This window comes from Bradyrhizobium sp. MI1.10 (assembly GCF_055811035.1).
Window position 1 is genome coordinate 125,398 of record NZ_JBVVPN010000019.1, and the last position, 18,920, is coordinate 144,317.

Consider the following 18,920-nt stretch of genomic DNA (forward strand, 5'->3'; position numbering starts at 1 on the left):
TTGCACTTTCATTCCGCTGTATCGACGGCATATATCGTCCGCCGGAGAGCATGACGATGGTTCGGGTACAAAAGAGCAGGGCAGCCGCTAACGCGCGGCGAGCAGATGCAGGGCGTGAGAGTTCGGTTGGCGACATCCAGGCTCGCATAGTCGAACTGAGAAGCTTGCCGCGCGAGAAGCTCGCGGATGCGGCGTTCATGCTCTGGATGAATGCACGAAGCCAGCGCGAGTTGATACGACAGGCAATCGAGAAGCGCGCCGCGGTCGAGTTAGACTTTGATCCGCCGGCGAAAGGGGATTTGGCGACCTATCTCGCCAATGATGTGGTCTCGACCTTACGCGACCACGTTGCTGAACTTCCGACCTTGCTGGACCTCTTGGTTCAGCGAGCGCCTGACGTCGGCTTCACCGTCCATCGGGAGGAGGCCGTTTCGCTGCTCGCCGCAATCGTTCGCGAACAGCGGCTCGAAGGCGTCCTTGAAGGCCTCAGGCTCGCCGGCCTTCTGAACGAGCCAGCTAAGCATCGCCATGGCGGGATCGGTTCAGAAGTGGATTTGAGGGAAGCTGCCGACGGCACGTGAGTGGCGAGGGCGCTTTGAGGACAATGTCCCTGCAGATGGAATGTCTACAGGCAACAGGGACGTCGGAAATCTCGGTGCCTGCTTGCGAGGACAAAATTGCTTGAAATTCGCGGCGCAGTTCCTTGTCGTCCGTTTATCGCTGACGCAGAGCTGCCATGCACGCTCCATTGCAGTCCCGAGCGCGTATAGCTCGGCGACCGTCGCGTTAGTGAACCCGAGGACCGCGGTTCAGCCCGCGCAGTGCGCTGCGCTCGTCGATCCTGGAGCCTTTCGCTAATAGCCAAGCAAGGGAAATCACCGAAGGAGACGTCGACCGAGCCGCGGCGATGTGTCAAAGCGGCGAAAGGCGATCGCTCATAGCGAGGCGCTCTGGTGAAATCGACCGTCCTTGTTCCGGTCATCACTGGCCGCGCGCTGGCGAACGACGGGGGAAGGGCAAGTATTCCGCGAGCTACTCGGCAACAGCGGACAAGCTCAGTGGCGGTCCGCCGCAAACTGACAAAGGGTCTTCTCGGGTCACGCTGGATCGTCGGGGTGAACGCTCTGCCGCGCGTCTGCCATACACGCATGATCGTTGATCGATTTCCGGAGAATTGCGCCGGAAGTCGCCTCGCCTATTTGCTGGGCCGCGAGCCGCACCCGGATTTCGTCGCACCTCGCGTGCACGATCAGGGCGACGGCTTGGCCAAAACACGCCGCTGCGTGCGCCGAACAGCGTGTTCCGCGCAACAACCGGGCCTGATACGTTAGTAAGTCCGCTCAGAGGCCAGGAAAGCGCCTCGCGTGCTGTGACCAGCCGCACTTCACTGAGCTGCTGCAATAGTCTGACCGCATCCGATCGCAACTTCCATCGCGATCAGCACGACTATAACCCTCCAAACGCAGCGAGCGCCGTGTCTCGATGATGCCCGTCGGCGCGTTGGCCGTTCCGGAGATGGCCCGCAGTTTGCGCTGGAGCATCTCAAGCCGCTCCTTCAATTCGTCTTCGTCTTTCAGGCGCGAATAGAGCCGCTCCAGCGCCGGCTTGCCCCAGAGTGCGTCGGGCTTCTCCGCAATGGCTGCGCGGCCCGCCACACGCTGCTGGACCAGGAGCGCATCGCCGATCAGCTGGAGAATGCCCTTGGGTCCCCGCGCGGTCGGCCGCGCTCGGCTAGTTCGCGTGCAAAGGGTGTCTTCGCGCCGGCGGCCGGAGGATTTCCGATTCAAGAGGGGAGGTAGAACGATTGTTCGAAACGGCACAGGTTGAGCAAAGGCGGGGCACCCATGTGTGTTCAATTTCATCCAGAGTATGTCAGCTAGCTCACACGGCGAGCCTTGCGGGGGCGGAACGTTTCGACGCGCAATCAGAGGCTTAAGGGCGGTGGCGGGGTGGCATAGCTGTTGCTATCGAAATCTCGCAGACCGAGCGGAGGCTGAGTGCACACCAGGTCCGACATGGCGGAAGCAGGACGTTAGCGGTCGACCCAGGTGCGGAAACTGAAATGCGGTTTCGAGCGGTCTACCACACAAGGCCCGAGTAAAAAGGCAAGAGGGACCTGGACCATGCATATCGAACCGGGAATAGTAACAGGCGCCAAGCTTGTGTTGAGCTACGCCATAGGCCTTGCGACGTGCTGCGTCGCCGCCAAGCTTCTGGTCGAGACTATGCGCGAGCGGGGCGCTCTGTCATTTGCCCTGCAAGCCATCGCCGCGACGCTTGTGTTCATGTTCTTCGAGATCCTGCCGCACGTTGCGGTTGGCGTCTCCGAGGTGCGCTTCGTTCCCGGCTCGATGCTGTTTCTGTTGTTCGGCGCGGCGGCGGCTGCGTTTGGTCTTGCGCTCGGCCAGTTGCTGGAAAATATACTCTTTGTTCCGGCCGACCTGCCGCAATTTGGTATGAACGCCACGACGCTTCTGGTGCCGTTGTTTGCAATGGAGGCGCTCGCCAGTCGGCTCATCCCGTCCAACACCGCGCATCGCGATCTGCAGTACAGCAAGGCGCTTGCCCTCTCGACGGCGTATCAGTCTGGTATCGTTGTCTGCGTCACGTTTTGGGCCCTCTACCGCGCGGGCTTCGGCACCGCCAATCTCTATAACATCGCATGGTTCGGGGTTTCCTACGCACTTGTGGCCCTGGTCCAGCTAGAGGTTGAGATGGCTGTGCTGGCGCTCGCGAAACAAGTTGGGCGGCGTGACTGCGGGCGGAGTTGTCGCCAACCGCCTGTAGAAGGCATGTTTCCGTTGATAACAACGATGGTCGTCGGAGCGCCCGTTTTGCTCAAGCGATGCATACGCTTTCCCTTACAGTTGCCGTGAGCAGCGACCGCGGACGGCGCGTGCTTGCTGCTATCGGTGCCAGAAAGGCGGCCGAGCTTATGCTCATTTCGGACAAGGTCACCGGGAAATCTTATCACGCCGACTTGCGGCCGGCCGTCTGCGCCTGCTTCGTCGCTAATCAGCGGACGCGCACGACGGAGTTCGTCCTGCCGGTGCGCGATGCAGCCGAGGCGGACTGCCGCAATGACGTGGAGCACGGGCCCGATTCGCTCAGCGCAGCAGCCGGGTCGCACAGCATCGCGGGCGAGGTTGGAGGTGAGGGGAGGGGTGCGCTGCTGATTCAGGAGCAATCATCTGTCGAGCGAGCTTACCTACGGAACATTAGCACTGCTGCGATCGAGCGCCTTTGGCCACTTGGCAGCGCTCTGCTGCGCTCGTCGGGAATGGTCGCGGTCCGACAAAGAAAATCGCCATGCCAGGATTGATCATGGTGTTGACCATGCTCGCACTGTTCAGCATCGTCCTGGCCGGCGGGCTGACGGGGCCGGCAAAGGTCATCAGCACCGACACCCTTGAAATCAACAGAACACGCGTTCGACTCTGGGGCATTGACGCGCCGGATGAGACCCAAATGTGCCGAGATATCAACGGCAATCTCTATCAATGTGGCCTCAGGGCCGCGCGCGATCTTGAAAGCTTCGTTGAAGATCGCGAAGTCAGTTGCGTTCCAGTCCTGGAGGATGAGTGTGGACGGACGATAGCGACCTGTTCAGCTGGTGGCACCGATATTGGAGAATGGTTGGTGCGCAACGGTCTCGTGCTCGATTGGAAGCAATACTCCAGGGGACGATACTATGCTGCGCAACGCGCGGCCGATCGTGCCGGGCTGGGCTTATGGGCGGGCAGCTTTGCCGTACCTTGGTTATATCGAGCGTGCATTCGGTTGGGTGGTCGACCAGCCAGCTGTTCTGACGACGCGAACGCACATCCTTGATGGCTACCCCTACACCAGAATACGCGGTTGCTCCGCGTGAGGTGACAGTCACGGGCGAGCTGGCTCGATCGGGAGTGAGTCAAGCTCACCACTGCCGCCCAACCATGCTCAACGAGTAGGATGGTCCCGTACTCTTGGGCGGGATGGTCGGAAGCAGTTCGGAGCAAACGAAGACGCTCTGCCGATCATATCGTTCTGTGATGCATCTTCTCCCTGCAGCTCCGTAGGGCAGACATCGCATGACTCGGGCAAGCGACCTTTCTTGGCCGGCGCCCCGGAGCATCAGCGGCATACCTGGGATCCATTACTGTTCTATTCGTATTCGCGAGTTCGGAGGCGAATTGTTCGTGCCGCTCCGGGTGTTACATCGTGCCAGACGCCATGGCCGTGGGCACGCCGATTGTCGACGGGCGTATCGTCCTCACCATGGGCGTTCGCGTTGCGACACTGAGGCTCGCGGTCAACAGGTCTCGGCCCAGAGGGCCTGCATCGGCATCCGGTTCACGGCGACTTTCTTCGGCCATCATCACTGCTCCCTTCTCGGCGCCGCGCCCCTCGGCGGTGCGCTGGAACGCGCCCAGGTCGACAAACACGGCGGCCAGTCTCTGCGATCGTTGCGGCGCTGACCTGCTGTTGGTCAATGCTTCGATGTTTTCGTCAGGACACGAGCTTCAGCCCGACAATGCCGGCCACGATCAGTCCGATGCTGGCAAAGCGAAACGCGGCGGCCGGCTCCCCGAACAGGATGATGCCGAGCGCCGCGGTGCCGACCGCACCGATGCCGGTCCAGACCGCATAGGCAGTTCCAATGGGCAGCGTCTTCAGAGCAAGGCCGAGCAGGATCACGCTGCCGGCCATGGCCGCGAGCGTGAGCACGGACGGAACAAGCTTGGTAAAGCCCTGAGTGTATTTGAGTCCGATTGCCCAGGCGACTTCCAGGAGACCCGCGACCAACAAAATGCTCCAGGCCATGGCAACCCTCCGTTCATGGCGGGGTCGTCCCCGCGGCTGATGTGATGATGAGCGGCAAGGCCGTCCTCGCCTGGGCTCCCGATTCGTTTCGATCAGTCAGGGTCAACTGCTCTCAAGGATGAGCATTCCGACCTCAGTGGCTCGGCGAATTCACACGATCGACAAAGTAGAAAACCGTCCGCGCCGTTCATGCGACTGGTAATCCTGCAAAAAGCCGCTCCTTCGAAGAGATCCTTGTGTCTGTCGCGGAGAAGGTTGCCCAGAACGTGGCGTCGCTCAAAATCCATGCAGCAGAAGGTAACGTCGCCGTTTGGCAGAAGAACATTCCGATATTGCCGTTCGTCTGGACATCTCAACGCTCCAAGGATTGGCTGTCGTGCTTCAACCATCCTAAGCTCGCCGCTCCCAGGCCTGCTGCGCGGGGGACGCGAGCGAACGAGCGCTTCGTCAGGTATTATGTCGAGTAGTTCAGGATGCACCTCGCCCATGACTATGAAGAGCAGTGACGAAATGCCGGCATCAACAAGTTGGCGCATCAAATCGACATAGTTGCGTCTGACGAGACCACTGTCCATATGCGTGCCGTCGTCAAAAACGTGCACCAGGAAACCGCGGAACTGCAACGCACGCAAGCGTCTTAGATCCCGCCCATTCATTCCTACGAGGGTTGTGAAAATCCGGATTCCATGGCCACACGCGTAGGCATGCTCAACCATTTCGGTGCAAGCCGGATTGAGCCAAGGCTCCGAATACCCGGAAAAGCTGATGTCCACAGTTGCTGGTACGCGCGCCAGGCATCGCTTGAAATCCTGCAAAGAAAGATGCTTCACGTCGGATATAGCTCTTTGCCGTTCGGCGAACTTGTCCTGCGGGCAATAAGAACATCCGACGACACAGCCCGTTGTCGTGGTTACCTCCAAGACCCTGCCGCCACTAATTGCAGAGCGCAGCTCCTGTGCAGTCATCGATTGTATATTATCCACGTCCGCGCTCCGCCATTGGGAACAAAGAGATCTTGAGGGGGCACCCTCGCGTTGCATCCCTCATGTCGGTTCGCTCATGCATCATCCTCGGTTCGTCGCCCGTCGCAAGCCGCGGCCGCGATAGATGAAGACAGCGCCGATGGCTCACTCACCCTAGCGCCCCCAGTCCACCAGGATCCGGTGGCTGCCGAGTGCACATGCATCGACGACGTCGATCTAACCTCTCGCTTGTTCCAACAAGCATCACTCATGCCATTGGCGGTATTGTCCATAAGCCGACACATCCGCGATAACTGTCTTCGCAATGGCACAACGGAGGCGCAACTGCGATCGAAAGCGTACAATATGACGCTATGTACGATTCAAGCTCTCTCGAAATGAGTTGAATGGCAGCCTTCCTATGAAATGTGAGGCCGTTGCCGCCGCCCCGAGGGCCATGTCATCATCATCGACGTGCATCGGGACCGGCCGCGCGAAGTGCCGACTGGGAGTGCACTTTGCCGCAGTCAAGAGTGCGAATTCTTTACACGACTTCATGCAGCAAGTCGTGAATGTCAATAGTTGGAAACGCTATACAAGGGAGCGGCGTCGTCATGCTCTCCCATGCTCGGGAGGCGGCTGGATAAATATCGGGGCGCCAGCGCTACGGCCGGACTTGCGAGGCGTCTTCTCGATGATGGTCCAGAACAGGAGTGGGGCCGCGCTGGCCTTGCGTACGAATGTTCCGCCCTACTGGCTTCCGACTTTTTCTAAACCGCTGGCAAGTCGGCGGCGCTAGTAGGGCACGGGCGACTTCACCTATATCTACGATATCGCGATGGGCAGTTTCACGGTTGGCTCGGGCGCGGTTCGCTCATCGTCTTTCACGGGGGGCAGTTCACCGACAACCCCATTGCGGTGTTCATCGGACAAAACTCGAGTGGCACGCGCAATTTCGCTTCGACTCCGAGCGTCCTGCCGACCTTGATGCGCTTCTCGCTCGGTGTCGCGTACAACGACGTCCTCAAGCGACTTCGATAGCCGCACGCTTGCCGCTTGGTCATGTCCTCGATGCCCTGGCAGCTTAGTGTTTCGTTTACCAATCTCAGGTAGGAAATTGTGCGTTATGTAGGGTATGGGGGCTATGTGTCCTAATTGTGGAGGTCGCTATGACTGCGGACGAGCCATCTTGGAAGATGTTGATCGCCTTCTTGACGGTAATCACGCTCTCCACGGTTTTGCTTCACGCTGGGCACAAGCCGGAGATCGCGATCATGCCGTGCTTTCTGTTGTCGATGCTGATGCAGGGGCGGCTGACCGAGTGATGGCTTCGACCAAAAAGCCTACCGATCTCGCAGACAAGAGTCCTTCCGGTCCGGCCGATGTGATGCGTGCCCCCCGCATCCTAATCGTCGATGACGATAAGGCTGATGCAGATCGCATTAGAACGGCGTTAAAAAATCCCCTGACGAAAATTGGGCAGCTTGATTGCAAGATAGAGTGGGTCAACGACGTAGCAAGCGCTCGCCAATATCTCGAGAAAGATGATATCGACTTGTATTTCCTTGACCTTGATATCTCGGAATACTGGGGAAAGCCGACCGACAAGGAAACGGGCAAAGCTTTCGTGAAAGCTGTAATCAACAATACGAATGCTGGCATCATCGTATGTTCTAATCTGCCGATTGACGAGGAGGCGCCACCTCTCATCGAGTATGGAGCAGATGATTACGTCGAAAAATCCTACGGCTTCATGGCAATCGCACCCCGGGCAATGTCGGTCTGGCGAAGAACGCATACCGAGAGGCGTTCCAAGCAATCGCATTCCGGCCGGAGGTTTCGGATCGGGAATTGGATGTTCACGATTGGTGATCGTCAGATTACCGATCGTTTGGGGATCTCCAAGCGGCTTTCGATAACCGAACACATTTTCCTGCGCCATCTCTGTGCGGTGCAGGGTCATGCTATCGATAGCGAAGTCTTCAACATCGAGGTGCTGCGTAGAGAGAAAGGTGATAAGCACGTTCGACTGGACGTCTTCGTGCCAAGGCTTCGCGCCAAGTTGAACAACACGATCGACTTGGTTCCCCAAGGGCGAACGGGGATTTACAGGCTCTTGGACGTTGAAGAAGTGTTCTCCTTATAGTTTGCTATGGCGCCTTGAGCGTAGTTTTCAATTTTTGAAGATCCCAATACGGATCGATGAACGGGCACTTGTAGTTGGGTCCGATATATTCCCTCTCGGCGTCATCAAAGAAGATCCGAGCCGCACCATGAGACTCCTCAGGTATGATCAGGAAAGCGGCGTCCTCTTGTATAAAGTCTAGGTCGCCGACGTGCCACCACTCTCGTTGCCATTCGAAGAAGTAGGTGGTTTTGCCTGGTGCCTGGCTGGCAGCCGACCACCTCGAGCCCTCGCTTTCGCGAGCGTCAGCCGATTCTTTCCAAATCGGCCAGACACTTTTCGAGGTTATCCTTGGCTTCGCTTAAAAGCCTCTTCGTCTCGCCCAGTCGCTTGAAGTCAGGTTTCACCGGGCCGGCACCCACCGCGCTTAAGTGATGGCAAACAGTCGTGAGATCGCTAGACATATCCTCGAGAACGAAAGCTATATTTTCGAGCGGCACTAGCCCCGAAAAAAAGGTGTTGGATACAGTGTCGTCCTGGCCGGTCGGCCCCTCGAACTTCACCTCGACGAGCGGGACTAGGACATCGCGATTGTCACGCGCAGCTCTGCCCATACTCATGACCAGCGAGCTGAATGTCGCCGAGATATATGTAAGCCGGTCGACCAGGGCGCTTCCATACAACATGACAGCGTCGGGATCGCTTTGCACCTCATCCGGCTTCGAAGCACTAAGATCTTCATTCGACATGTTCGGTGTCCTCTCCCTGCAGATGCAGGATCCCCACGGGGAATGAGACGGCTTTGGCACTCGTCATGGGTTCTATCGTGTAGGAGCCGTGCGCTTCGGCCTTTTTTGCCTGTACGACAGCGACGGTAAGAGCTTGATAGGAGCTTTTCGTCCTCGCCTTCATATATCCGGGCGCGGCGGGTGCCGGCCCATGGAAATGGAGCAGATAGTCCTCCATCGCTCGCCGGACGCCGACAGCGCTCGCGTTCAGCGTCCCAGCTGTGGCGTGCGATGAGCCCTGCATTGCCAAATCAATAAAGGTGCGAACAACCGTGTCTGCATCTGCTGCTAGGTGGAGCGGGTGGGCGGCTACCGGAAATTTGTCTCGAACGAGATGGGTTGACCCGCCACGCTCCTTCGCTTCGCGCTTTTCTAACGCAAGCAAGCCGTCACGCGTCAGCGCGAAATGAGCGAATTTGCCCTGTGTTGTTCGCTCCACGAAACGCGCATTCGTCATGAGGCGGAGGATACGGCTGAGATTTGCATCTCTCAGAGACAACCTCTTTGCGATCGCTGCCTTTTCCATCTGGCTCGACGGTGTGTCGCGGAGTAACGCAAGTATTGCGACGACGTGCTGACGATGCATGACCTCGTCTGGACGCGCGAGCTTCGAGGTATTGATCGACATCTGCAGAAGGTCGTAGAATGCTCTGAAGCGCTCCGCATAGGCAGCATTCCTTGGTCCGAGTGTTGCGCTCATCCGACGCAAGATATCGAACCATTCCCGCAGCTCAGGGTCACGCCGACGGCTTTCAAGGGCGTTCCAAACCCACGCCCCGAGTGTTGCATAGAGGCGCTCCAAGCTTCTTTCGGAGCCCTCTTTGAGGAGGTCCGAAATGACACGCCGTGCCTCGCTCGCCGTCGCTTCGCCCGTCTCTATCTTTTCCAATGCTACGTCCGACATGGGCTAGCCCTACACCACAACCATTAAGAACGTTTTACAACGATTTACTCTGATTTTAGTCCCCGAATCTAGGTGTCAAGGGCCCCATTTGTAGGCAGCCCAAACGCTTTTTTGACCGAGTTCCTCGAGAGAAACCGCGCTGGGTTCCTTCAGAAGCGGTAGGATGCTACCTATTCTGTGATCTTTGAGCGCTGTTTGGGTCGGATGCTGCACCACGAAGCTACGGGTGCCGAACCGCACCTCAACCTGAGCCGCAGTGATCTGGTGGCCGTGCATCGTGCGGTCGTTTCCCATCGATGGGACAAGCATCACGTCCACATCGAGTTCGCTGAAGGGTGTCTCGCAGACGTCACAGAAATCCAGGCAAATGGCGATCCCAATCAAAGCGCCTTCGGTTGCCAGGACACATACGCGGTCACCCGCAGCGATGTTTTCCGTTCCCCAACCATCGTCCGCGTACGGGGCGATCTTGTCGTAGATCAGGCGCTCCTCTCCATAGCCGTTGTAGATCCGGGCTCGGTTGACGATCCCACGGTCGGTTGTCTCGTGCCAGGTCCCTGGAATCAGAATTTCGGGAGCTTCCAGCTCGTCCGTAATGTCGCGATCTCGAACGAGCTTGAGGATCTTCTCGCGCAATTCCGGCGAGACGGTTAACTCGGGCCACACAATCGCGATGCAGTTCTCCTTCAGAGCCTGACTGATCTGCTGAGAAATCGTGTCCTCAGCTAACGGCACCTCAATGCCCGAGATGATGAAGCGCTTATCGCCCTCTGTTGAACAGAACTCTGGCTCGAGCTCCAGTGGCTTGAACAGGCAAGCGCCCATCTTCCATTCGCTCACATCCGGTGCGGTACTATGCAATGTGCGAGTATCCACGACCTGGACAGGATAGCCCTGTATCACTGAGGGCAAGATCCGATGAAAGAGCAGGCCTCGTTTTGAGTAGGCCTGCAGCCTTCGAGCCGGACGCAATGCGCTCACGCCCTGCCGCGGAATGAACCAACATCTAAGCTGCTCGACGTGCCACTCACTCGGCGCGATCGGCCAATGAGACCGCCGATCAGCAAGCGCACGATCGAGTTCCCGTATCAGGCCGCCCATTCTTACGGCCGCGAGTTCAGGCGTCTCATCGGACAGCGACCAAGAGAGATGGCCATCTCCTATTGCGCCGGTGAAGCTCTCTCGTGCGTCCTCGATTCGCTTTTCTGTAAGATTTCGGTAGGCCTTGTGCACGCTTCCCGGAGCATTCCGAAACAGCGTATCGAGCTCGATCAGAGCTTTCCTGAGATCATCCCGACTGGCCTTCGTGACTAGCTCCTGCCGCGCGGCAAGCTCCCGCGCCTCCTTCTTCCACGCATCAAAAACTGACGTTTCGGCTCGGCTGTCCACGCGCCCAGGCAAAATTTTCGTCCCAATCACCACCACCAATATATTCCATCGATAGGCGTGCGCCGACGATTTTGCAATCGGCCCGACCAGTTGCTCACACTTGTCGGCCGGTGCCGAGCCGCCACAAGTGACTCGCTTTCGCAGAAGTGTACGACCGCAGTGAAAATCTGCGCAAAACCGAGTGGGGACAACGAAAAGCTGCATTGTTGTCACGATGCTATTGACGAACCCATGCGGACTGTTTTTCAATGTGCACGGGAGATCCGCGGGTGCTCAGGCACGCGGACGGGGGCGTTCATATGGGGATATTCAGCCGAGCCGCGGCTGGCATTGGCATCTGCCTTGCCGTGGGCGGGTGCACCAGCCTGTATCATATTCATGACCCGCAGACAGGTGTGATCACGGTGGGTGAGCTGCCGTACTTTCTCAAGTCGATCAGGTGTGAGGTCGTGACTTTCTACCAGCTCGAACGCGAGAGGCGAAAGGAATACCTGAAGATCTACAAGAGGCGGCCTGAAGAGGCGTTCGATAGGTACGCTCATTTCGACATCGACCCCTTCCTGTACGGCACATTCTTTCTGGAGTTGAAGGTGACCGATACCGGCGGGCTCGGATCCGGTACAGCATTCGACTACAAAAGGATTCTGAGCGTGAGCAGTAATGACGTGACCCATGTGGGCCCCACTGCTTCAGCCCAGGATACCTATGACCTGATCTGGTCATTTCTGATGAAGCAGAACGCCCAGCTAGCGTCCGATACGGCGCCGGCGCCGGCGGATCCAGCAAGGTATGAGCGTGGCTGCTATCGAGGAGCGCCTGCGGACCTGATCGAACTCGAGGGCCTCGCCGAGCATAAGTATCCGGACCGCGCCGCCTACAAGCGCATCATTGTCGATGCATCCAAGCCGCTCGCAGCTTGGTTACGGGACAACGCGATCCTCATAGCCGCCAACAATCTCACGCCGGCCATGCCTTCGGAGAGCGCGGAGCCGGCGCAAATGACGTACACGTTTTCAGTCCAGGTTACTGGCGGCGTCGAGGCAAAATACTCTCTCACCTCGTCGCGCTGGACGCCTGCTGCAGTCCAGGCGTCGGCCTCCGCTCAGCAATTCAGTAATCTCGGAATCTACATCAACGGTCCGAATGCCGTCCTTGCTAACGGAGCCAAATCCGGGTCCGCCGGCTATGCGGACAAAACGCCGCCGCTTGGATCAAAGGACAATCCAATTTACACGGCACCCTCGCCGGGAGGAGAAAAGTCGCAGGAATTCCCGGGAGCAGCCGGGTCCACCGGGCGCCGTACGGGCGCTGGGCCTCGGACAAATGGTTTCATTGTGGCGCCAGTGCCTGTGTTCCCGCCGACCCCTACACCGACGCAGTAGGAAAATGTTTCGCCTGTGGCCGCCCAGACTCGTTCTGTTGCTCGTCCTCTTGTTCTGCTGGGGGGCGAACGCTCAACCTGCGCTTCCTTCGGGAGTCTCCGAAATGGAATTGTACGGCACGGTCATTCGCGGCTCGAAATGGGACATCAAAGAGATACCGGTCTGCTGGGAAAACCTGCAGCCGAAGGATCAAAAGTATGCCGATCTTGTTCGAAAAGCGGTTGCGGAAACGTGGGAGACTGCGGCGCAAGGTGGCGTGCGGTTTTCGAAGACCTGGCCGTCCTGTACCGACGGCGCGCCGGGTGTGCACGTGCGAGTCTCTGATGAGGGTGCCCACACCGACGTCGTCGGCAAGTATCTCGACCGCAAGCCATCGGGCATGACTCTCAATTTCAGTTTCGATCATTGGAGCAAGGGCTGTCGAAATAGACGCGAGTTCTGCATTCGTGCGGTTGCAGTCCACGAGTTCGGACATGCTCTTGGTTTCACCCATGAACAGAACCGCGACGATGCGCCGGAGCAGTGCCGCAACGAGAAAGCTTCTGGCTCGGTCGGCGATTATAAAGTCACCAAGTACGACCCCAATTCCATAATGAACTATTGTAATCCAGCATGGAACGGAAACGGACAGCTCAGCCCTCTCGATATCGCCGCTGTCAGGACATTCTATCCCTCCTGACACTCGGCCCTTTGGTATTCATGGGCGCTCCCGCGCAGGCGGATCGTGCGGCAGTGCAAATTGCTGCGCGTTACAACGTCAGGACGGTTCACGTCCAGTTCGTTGGCGTGATGTACAACGACAAGCAGGAAGTCGGCGGCGGCTCCGGGCTGCTCATCGGCGACAGCCTCGTGCTGACCAACAGCCATGTGATCGGACGCGAGGAGAACTATAAGAGCTTCGAAGTCAATGCCCGTCTCGGGTCGCGCAATGCGAACCCGATCAAAGTCACTGCGGTTCATCGCGACGATGCCAGAGACTTGGCTCTTCTCGAGCTGTCGCAGTCCGCCGGAAACAGCGGAGGCGCCTCTCGTTGTCCGATGCCCGTGATCGATGACAACCAGCAAGCCCCGATGGGGACTCAGCTTTATCTGCTCGGTTATCCGCTCGATCTGGATCTGAGCATATCGAGCGGTCTGATAAGCAACCAGACTAGCCCGAACGGTCGCTGGCAAACGAACACGGTCATGAACGTCGGCAACAGCGGCGGCCCCGCATTCAACGAGTTCGGCGCCCTGCTGGGGATCGCAGTTGGCGGCATCGTCAAGTGGAACGAGGCGGATGTTTTTGGCGTCAACTTCATCATTCCCGCCACCGTGATTACTGCAAGCCCCCTGTACAGCATGATCGCGGCCATTCCGCAGCCGTCTGTTTGCTGGACCAAGTGGGTCGAGACAACGATCTCGTTTGAGAACTGGACCAAACTGAATTCCACGCATGTGCAGACGCAAGCCAATGCCGGCGTGAAGATCCCCGAAATCCTCTCCGGAGCGATCCATACGCTTCTGCCCGAAGACCGCCGCCTCATCGTGAACGTCCCGGTGTCGCAGCTCGTCGACCCGAAGCTGATCGAGCGGGCGTATACGGTGGACAAAACCAAGGACGATCACCCGGTCGTATTTGCGGAGCATTCGGCGGACTACGCCGAGACTTTCCCTGCTGAGCCCGGCTACCGCATCACAGGGTGCACGTGGCACGTTGAGACCGCCAATGGTGCCAGCAATATCGGTTGCGCGATCAACGGCGGCGGGGCGGAGGTTCGCTTCACCTACAAGCTTACCAGCGGACCTGCTGTCGACAGGTATCGCGGATGGCTGGGCGCTACGGTCAACGTTTCCCAAACCCTTGCAAAGTAGGTAGCTGATCGATGGTCATGCTCGTCTTGCCAATTCGAGGTTCGAACCGGTTGCATCGGCTCGGCCACGCGTTCCAGCAGCTTCGAACAGTGCTCATTGTCTTGTTTTGCGCGCTCGCGACCGGTTGCGCCCACCAGGGTCCGGCCTCGCAGCAGGCCAACCGGCATATACAGAAGGCGCCCCAGAAACATGAGAGCGCGTTCAAGAAATACGGCTATCGCTATGGCCCCGGGTACTACCACCATGTCCGGCACTATCATGCCTATCGGCCGTGGCGACGGACAACCGGTGAGGCGAGCGAGGAGGCGCCTCCCGACAAACGCAGCACCGGAGCCGCGGTGGTGGTCAATAGATCTGTGATTAAGGGGTTGGTACCCGTCTACTTCGCCACCAATCGCGTGGTGACCGGTGGGTCCGGTCTGGAATTGACCCAGATCTCCTATAGTCGTGCGGCCACCAACACATTTGGCTGCGTGACGGTTAGCATTCCCATCGTTCACAAGATGGGAGAAGTCGAAACGCCGAAGACAAGCTGGTTCGGGATGCGCAAGGAGGCGGAGGCCGATGGAAAGCACTTCCGAATCCAGAAGCTCGATCGTCTTTCTCGTGAGGAGTTTGCTTCCGCTATCGCAAATCCGGCCGACAGCCTGATGCTCTTTGTGCACGGCTACAACGTTGCCTTTTCGGACGCAGCCTTCAAGGCGGCTCAAATTGCTTTCGACGCGAACTACAAAGGCCGTGTCATGATGTACTCCTGGCCGTCCAAGGGCGGAGTGAAGGACTATGACTACGATCGGGAGAGTGCTTTGTACGCTCCGGATGGCTTGTTCGATCTCCTCCAGCTCATTAAAACGGCGGGCAAAGTGTCACGGATTATCGTGATTGCGCATAGTCTGGGCAGCGAGGTGGTTTTGGGCGCCTTGCAGCAAGCCGCGCTGAGCCAGACGGCGCTCGGGATTACTGAATTGATTTTTGCGGCCCCGGACGTGGATCGCGACATTTATCTTCAGCGCGCGAGCCAAATCAAGGCAGCGGCGGGCGCGGTGACGCTATACGCGTCCTCGACGGATCTCGCGTTGCTCGCCTCCATGGAGAAAGCGCAATCCGCGTCGCGAATGGGGTTCGTAACCAAGAGCGGGCCAACTCTCGTGCCCGGTATCGAAACGGTCGATGTTTCTGCTGTGGGAAGCGAAATGTTTGCTCTAAATCACAGTACGTACTCAACCAGCCGCGCGGTTCTCGATGACATAGGCCGGATCATCTCGTCTTCGACGCATCTTAAACCCCCGCAGCGGACGCCGACCCTGCGATCGATGCCCGACGATTCGAATACGACTTATTGGATGTATCCATATTAAGAATCGCTCTTCCGCTGTTTGCAGAGTTGTGGGCCACAAACCTGGCAGATGTGTGCGCGTTCAACGCGAAAATGAAAACGCACGGAGGCGAAAACTGATTGATTGTACGGCGGATGTGGTTTCTCAGTCAGCGGGTCCCAGGTTCGAGTCTGGTGCGCCCATCAAATAACGGCGGCAGTTACTGGCGCGTCATTGGCTCGAGTCACGTCTGAGTTCGGCGTGTCGAATAATTTGCCTTGCGGAAAGCGGCAACCAAACTCGTAGGCCTCTTTTCCGATATGTGCCAAAACTGGATCGGCTGCTCCAGCTAGAGATCTTCGCAGCCTGTCCAAGAGCTGCGGACATTCGGCGGATGTCGAACGCGGCCGCGAGCCGACACCTGAGCGGACTGGAGGAGCGGCTCGCGGTGCGGCTGATCGAGCGCAACACGCGCCGGCAATGGCTGACCGAGGCAGGGCAGGATCTGTTGCAGCGTTGCAGCCCGCTCCTGAAGGATGGCGTCAGAGACCGCGCGCTGTCGCCCAAGCGCATGCTGCGCGTCACGAGTTCGCTGTCGTTTGCGATGATCTACATGGCGCCGATGCTGCCGGCATTTCGCAAGCTCTACCCTAAGCTCGACGTCCAGATCATCGCGGCCAACCGCTATCCCGATTTCCTCGGGGCCGGGTCTCCCTCCGGCGAGGACCGCCTTGTTGGATTAGCCTAATTGGCGCGTAGCAGTCCTTATGGACAGCCATAAGCCAGTACTCAGCTTGGGAAGCTCGATGTTCTCAAGGACATTCAAAGTGTTAGCTGCAAAACCAGCGCCAATTCGCCCCAATCCCATCAATACCTTACGCAGTGCTCGCAAAAACCGAGCGCTGATCATCCAGCGCGACGACGGAATGTTCCAGATCGGGGTGAGCGATGGCGCCCTCAGTCCGTTCGAGACGCGTAGCTTCGCTGAAGCTGGAATGGAGGCGCCACGCCTCCTGAAATGCGAAGGGCCGCCTCGGCAAAGGCAGCCCCCAATCGCAAATTCAACTTCAGCACCGACACAAATAGCACCCCCGCGCAGGCCCTACAAGCGTTGCAGGCGCGTCGCCTGAGGGCGGACTTCCATTTGCCGCCAGCGACTGCGGCAGCCGTTGCGGAACTCGCCTTTGGCCGGGCGGTGCCGCAATGACGGTTGCGGAGGAGACCGCGCCCGGCGCGACGCTGCAGACTGCGGCGGCGGTGAAGCTGCATGCCGACATTGCTCCCTGCGAATCGCCGGACCATCTCGACGCGATCTGCAAGCTGGTATGGGCTGCCCATTTCGCCAACGAACTTCCGGAACACGAGGCTACGTTCCTCGCGGCCTGCATCCCGCTTTGCCGAGCCCTTGTTGAGCCTGCCCCCGCATCTCTGCCTCGCGCCGGCGGCGGAGGACTTCATTTCGCTCGTCTGCCCCCTTACGCCCGTGACAATGCTTAAATTTCTTGCCAGAGCCGCATGTGCAAGGCGCGTTTCTCTTCGTCATCCGCTATTTGAAGACCATCTCATAAAGCATGGCGTGGCCGGGCGATTCTTCGAAGGGGACGGCGTCCTCTTGAGTGAGTGCTGCCGCAAAGATGTCCTCCCCGGATAGCCAAGCTCTCTCCGCGTCTGGCGTATTTAGCGCGAGCTGGAGTGCGCTGTTGAGCTCGTAGCAGACGTGCGAAAGGCCCGCTCCCTTCAATGCGACAGAAAGTGCAGTTGAGTAAGCATCGCGCCCGACGATGTACATCATCGGGGTGGGAATGTTCTCGTCGGTGAGGTTGGTGTACGAGCGCCGACAAATCTCTGCGTCGGCAGACGAAGCCAGCCTGCAAAACAGGGGGCGGTCCTGGTAGACGGAGCACTTATCAGCTTCGAGGAGAGGACACGGGTGAGGATTGTAGGGTCGTTGCTCGTGCGAGAACGACTTGGTGATTTCATGCGCCTCCCGCACGCGAGCGCCGGCCCGCGACGATAGACGCTTTGCAAGAAAAAGGACTTCAGGTGCTGTGGCGCTCACCCAAATGTTGCAGCAGTGGGAGCATCCGCGACCGCAAGCGATAGGAATGTCGGCCATACCCTTCACCGTCAAATCGATCTTCGAGAACAAATACTCCAGCGTTTCATCGACGCTGAAGCTCTGCTTGGCGCGACCGAGATGGCCATGAATCTGTCGCGCCAACTCCGCGACAATAAACTCGTTGAGCGCGGATGGGTCGATCCCGCCCGCGACGGCTTTTGGCGCTTGCTTCTTCGCTAGGCGACGTTGATTTCGATCCATACCCTCATCCCAGCTCATTCGCTATCCGCTTCAACTTGCGAATGGCGTCATCGAGCGCGCTTTGCGCTTCGTCAGTCTCCTTATTCTCGATGTGGTTTTGAACGTCTGCGAGCTCTCGACGGATCACCCGCATGATTGCTTCTGCCGCTACTGACATGAAATCCTCCGGCGCAAAATGCCATATCTAGAAAGCAGGCATCAGATCGCAACCAAAGCGCGAGCGCAAGTCCTACGCGCTAAATACGCCGAATGATCCGCGCCGGGGTAACAGCGATGACTTCACGGCACGCTGCAGTCGCGTTGTCGTCAATCCGGTGCGGAGGAAGCATTTGCCCCGACCAATAGTCACGGACCCGGTTGAGGTCGACCAAAGGCGTTTGTGGTTGGAGACTTCGCCAGTCAGCAAAGTGCTTCGGGGCTTGGGCGTCGAGCAGCTCAATCTCATAGGGCAGCATCGTGGCCTGTCGGCCATCCGAAGTGGCGTAAAAGCGTGCCTCATATTCGTCGTCAAGAAAAAGAGCGAGTCGAGGCGCGATGGCTTTTGTGCGAACTCTTGGTTCCTGACGTACTCAAAAACCGCCTTCCGGAACGCCTGATTGTAAGGCCAGCCGGTTAGGCGAACAATGCGCCCCCAGTTGCCGGGAGTCGTCGCGCGGATCAGGAAGGCCTGCTCTGCCGAAATCGGCCACGCCGTTGATCTGGCCGGGCATACTGGCTTGCGCCTAGGCGACTTGCTGCGTTTGTCCTGGTCTCATGTTGGCGAGGACGCGATTGTGCTGACGACCGGCAAGACGAGCACACCGATTCAGCAGGCCCACCAGTACACTGAATTGTTTGTCAGGGATCGGTCTGAAGGCGGGCGATTCGCGTTGTATGTGGGCAACGACCACGTTCAAACTGCCCACGATCTTGTACCACTCGAACAGTATCGCCCTGTAGTCGCCTGTACAATGATTACCTTTTCGTCGGCGAACGAAGGCGGTCTGGGCAGCAGGTCAAACTTCGGTTCGTCGCTCATAAGCACATCCTAGCGTAGACATCTCGTCGCGCCCCCTCTCCAAATTTCTACCGATTGTT

18 protein-coding genes and 2 pseudogenes are annotated in these 18,920 nt (G+C 58.3%); 12 read left to right on the plus strand and 8 right to left on the minus strand.

All coding sequences use genetic code 11. From position 1 onward, the window contains the following. Window positions 1-50: 50 nt before the first annotated feature. On the plus strand, window positions 51-581 hold the full coding sequence (locus AC0L3K_RS21080) for a hypothetical protein (protein ID WP_473357997.1): 531 nt from the start codon (window positions 51-53) through the stop codon (window positions 579-581). Between the two features lie 803 nt (window positions 582-1,384). On the opposite strand, the pseudogene AC0L3K_RS21085 reads toward AC0L3K_RS21080, so the two are convergent. Further along, window positions 1,385-1,750, minus strand: a pseudogene (locus tag AC0L3K_RS21085) (RMD1 family protein); the annotation flags it as partial. 373 nt (window positions 1,751-2,123) lie between these two features. Here AC0L3K_RS21085 and AC0L3K_RS21090 point away from each other — a divergent pair. The 3 genes from AC0L3K_RS21090 to AC0L3K_RS21100 are packed head-to-tail and all read left to right on the plus strand — an operon-like array spanning window position 2,124 to window position 3,831. Beyond that, entirely contained in the window at window positions 2,124-2,876 is a 753-nt protein-coding gene (locus tag AC0L3K_RS21090) for an energy-coupling factor ABC transporter permease (protein ID WP_473366833.1), read from the plus strand. Between the two features lie 20 nt (window positions 2,877-2,896). After that, the gene (locus AC0L3K_RS21095) at window positions 2,897-3,322 is read left to right on the plus strand and encodes an SAM-dependent methyltransferase (RefSeq protein ID WP_473366834.1); all 426 of its coding nucleotides are present in this window, start codon (window positions 2,897-2,899) and stop codon (window positions 3,320-3,322) included. Continuing rightward, window positions 3,310-3,831, plus strand: a complete 522-nt coding sequence (locus tag AC0L3K_RS21100) for a thermonuclease family protein (protein WP_473366835.1) — start codon at window positions 3,310-3,312, stop codon at window positions 3,829-3,831. Before AC0L3K_RS21095 ends, AC0L3K_RS21100 begins: the two co-directional genes overlap by 13 nt. A gap of 657 nt (window positions 3,832-4,488) precedes the next feature. On the opposite strand, the gene sugE is transcribed toward AC0L3K_RS21100, so the two are convergent. Beyond that, complete coding sequence (gene sugE, locus AC0L3K_RS21105) at window positions 4,489-4,803, minus strand: quaternary ammonium compound efflux SMR transporter SugE (RefSeq protein WP_204513354.1); 315 nt, start codon at window positions 4,801-4,803, stop codon at window positions 4,489-4,491. Between the two features lie 92 nt (window positions 4,804-4,895). Further along, complete coding sequence (locus AC0L3K_RS21110) at window positions 4,896-5,768, minus strand: radical SAM/SPASM domain-containing protein (protein WP_210350941.1); 873 nt, start codon at window positions 5,766-5,768, stop codon at window positions 4,896-4,898. A gap of 1,186 nt (window positions 5,769-6,954) precedes the next feature. Between AC0L3K_RS21110 and AC0L3K_RS21115 the strand changes: the two genes are divergently transcribed. Continuing rightward, window positions 6,955-7,911, plus strand: coding sequence for a response regulator transcription factor (locus AC0L3K_RS21115; RefSeq protein WP_473366836.1), 957 nt, complete (start codon window positions 6,955-6,957; stop codon window positions 7,909-7,911). Window positions 7,912-8,195: 284 nt separating this feature from the next. Here AC0L3K_RS21115 and AC0L3K_RS21120 read toward each other — a convergent pair whose 3' ends face one another. From AC0L3K_RS21120 to AC0L3K_RS21130, 3 genes are all read right to left on the minus strand, one after another. Further along, entirely contained in the window at window positions 8,196-8,639 is a 444-nt protein-coding gene (locus tag AC0L3K_RS21120; RefSeq protein WP_085351816.1) for a hypothetical protein, read from the minus strand. Then, window positions 8,629-9,582: a hypothetical protein gene (locus AC0L3K_RS21125; RefSeq protein ID WP_473366837.1), complete on the minus strand. Its 954-nt coding sequence runs from the start codon at window positions 9,580-9,582 to the stop codon at window positions 8,629-8,631. Before AC0L3K_RS21125 ends, AC0L3K_RS21120 begins: the two co-directional genes overlap by 11 nt. Before the next feature lie 75 nt (window positions 9,583-9,657). Beyond that, window positions 9,658-11,175 (minus strand): carbon-nitrogen hydrolase family protein, encoded by a 1,518-nt coding sequence (locus AC0L3K_RS21130; protein ID WP_259217535.1) that lies wholly within the window; start codon window positions 11,173-11,175, stop codon window positions 9,658-9,660. A gap of 95 nt (window positions 11,176-11,270) precedes the next feature. Here AC0L3K_RS21130 and AC0L3K_RS21135 point away from each other — a divergent pair, with 95 nt between their 5' ends. The 6 genes from AC0L3K_RS21135 to AC0L3K_RS21160 all read left to right on the plus strand — a co-directional run bounded on the left by AC0L3K_RS21135 (window position 11,271) and on the right by AC0L3K_RS21160 (window position 17,020). Then, window positions 11,271-12,353 (plus strand): hypothetical protein, encoded by a 1,083-nt coding sequence (locus AC0L3K_RS21135; protein WP_204513360.1) that lies wholly within the window; start codon window positions 11,271-11,273, stop codon window positions 12,351-12,353. Window positions 12,354-12,456: 103 nt separating this feature from the next. After that, on the plus strand, window positions 12,457-13,032 hold the full coding sequence (locus AC0L3K_RS21140) for a M12 family metallopeptidase (RefSeq protein ID WP_231189440.1): 576 nt from the start codon (window positions 12,457-12,459) through the stop codon (window positions 13,030-13,032). 20 nt (window positions 13,033-13,052) lie between these two features. Next, window positions 13,053-14,207 (plus strand): S1 family peptidase, encoded by a 1,155-nt coding sequence (locus AC0L3K_RS21145; protein ID WP_231189437.1) that lies wholly within the window; start codon window positions 13,053-13,055, stop codon window positions 14,205-14,207. Window positions 14,208-14,218: 11 nt separating this feature from the next. Further along, on the plus strand, window positions 14,219-15,565 hold the full coding sequence (locus AC0L3K_RS21150) for an alpha/beta hydrolase (protein WP_259217533.1): 1,347 nt from the start codon (window positions 14,219-14,221) through the stop codon (window positions 15,563-15,565). Between the two features lie 280 nt (window positions 15,566-15,845). Then, window positions 15,846-16,271: a LysR family transcriptional regulator gene (locus tag AC0L3K_RS21155; RefSeq protein WP_473366838.1), complete on the plus strand. Its 426-nt coding sequence runs from the start codon at window positions 15,846-15,848 to the stop codon at window positions 16,269-16,271. 455 nt (window positions 16,272-16,726) lie between these two features. Continuing rightward, window positions 16,727-17,020, plus strand: a complete 294-nt coding sequence (locus tag AC0L3K_RS21160; RefSeq protein ID WP_473297123.1) for a hypothetical protein — start codon at window positions 16,727-16,729, stop codon at window positions 17,018-17,020. A gap of 49 nt (window positions 17,021-17,069) precedes the next feature. Here AC0L3K_RS21160 and AC0L3K_RS21165 read toward each other — a convergent pair whose 3' ends face one another. Both AC0L3K_RS21165 and AC0L3K_RS21170 read right to left on the minus strand, forming a co-directional pair. After that, a complete protein-coding gene (locus AC0L3K_RS21165; RefSeq protein ID WP_473366839.1) occupies window positions 17,070-17,861 on the minus strand; it encodes a YkgJ family cysteine cluster protein in 792 nt (263 codons plus the stop codon). Then, complete coding sequence (locus AC0L3K_RS21170) at window positions 17,848-18,000, minus strand: hypothetical protein (RefSeq protein WP_473350279.1); 153 nt, start codon at window positions 17,998-18,000, stop codon at window positions 17,848-17,850. Before AC0L3K_RS21170 ends, AC0L3K_RS21165 begins: the two co-directional genes overlap by 14 nt. Window positions 18,001-18,490: 490 nt before the next feature. On the opposite strand from AC0L3K_RS21170, the pseudogene AC0L3K_RS21175 reads away from it, so the two are divergent. Continuing rightward, window positions 18,491-18,637, plus strand: a pseudogene (locus tag AC0L3K_RS21175) (tyrosine-type recombinase/integrase); the annotation flags it as partial. Window positions 18,638-18,920: the final 283 nt, after the last annotated feature.

Coding starts and splice junctions, on each gene's coding strand:
- AC0L3K_RS21080 (WP_473357997.1), top strand. CDS start 51: ATGACGATGGTTCGGGTACAAAAGAGCAGGGCAGCCGCTAACGCGCGG.
- AC0L3K_RS21090 (WP_473366833.1), top strand. CDS start 2,124: ATGCATATCGAACCGGGAATAGTAACAGGCGCCAAGCTTGTGTTGAGC.
- AC0L3K_RS21100 (WP_473366835.1), top strand. CDS start 3,310: ATGCCAGGATTGATCATGGTGTTGACCATGCTCGCACTGTTCAGCATC.
- sugE (WP_204513354.1), bottom strand. CDS start 4,803: ATGGCCTGGAGCATTTTGTTGGTCGCGGGTCTCCTGGAAGTCGCCTGG.
- AC0L3K_RS21110 (WP_210350941.1), bottom strand. CDS start 5,768: ATGACTGCACAGGAGCTGCGCTCTGCAATTAGTGGCGGCAGGGTCTTG.
- AC0L3K_RS21120 (WP_085351816.1), bottom strand. CDS start 8,639: ATGTCGAATGAAGATCTTAGTGCTTCGAAGCCGGATGAGGTGCAAAGC.
- AC0L3K_RS21125 (WP_473366837.1), bottom strand. CDS start 9,582: ATGTCGGACGTAGCATTGGAAAAGATAGAGACGGGCGAAGCGACGGCG.
- AC0L3K_RS21130 (WP_259217535.1), bottom strand. CDS start 11,175: ATGCAGCTTTTCGTTGTCCCCACTCGGTTTTGCGCAGATTTTCACTGC.
- AC0L3K_RS21135 (WP_204513360.1), top strand. CDS start 11,271: ATGGGGATATTCAGCCGAGCCGCGGCTGGCATTGGCATCTGCCTTGCC.
- AC0L3K_RS21140 (WP_231189440.1), top strand. CDS start 12,457: ATGGAATTGTACGGCACGGTCATTCGCGGCTCGAAATGGGACATCAAA.
- AC0L3K_RS21145 (WP_231189437.1), top strand. CDS start 13,053: ATGGGCGCTCCCGCGCAGGCGGATCGTGCGGCAGTGCAAATTGCTGCG.
- AC0L3K_RS21150 (WP_259217533.1), top strand. CDS start 14,219: ATGGTCATGCTCGTCTTGCCAATTCGAGGTTCGAACCGGTTGCATCGG.
- AC0L3K_RS21160 (WP_473297123.1), top strand. CDS start 16,727: ATGACGGTTGCGGAGGAGACCGCGCCCGGCGCGACGCTGCAGACTGCG.
- AC0L3K_RS21165 (WP_473366839.1), bottom strand. CDS start 17,861: ATGAGCTGGGATGAGGGTATGGATCGAAATCAACGTCGCCTAGCGAAG.
- AC0L3K_RS21170 (WP_473350279.1), bottom strand. CDS start 18,000: ATGTCAGTAGCGGCAGAAGCAATCATGCGGGTGATCCGTCGAGAGCTC.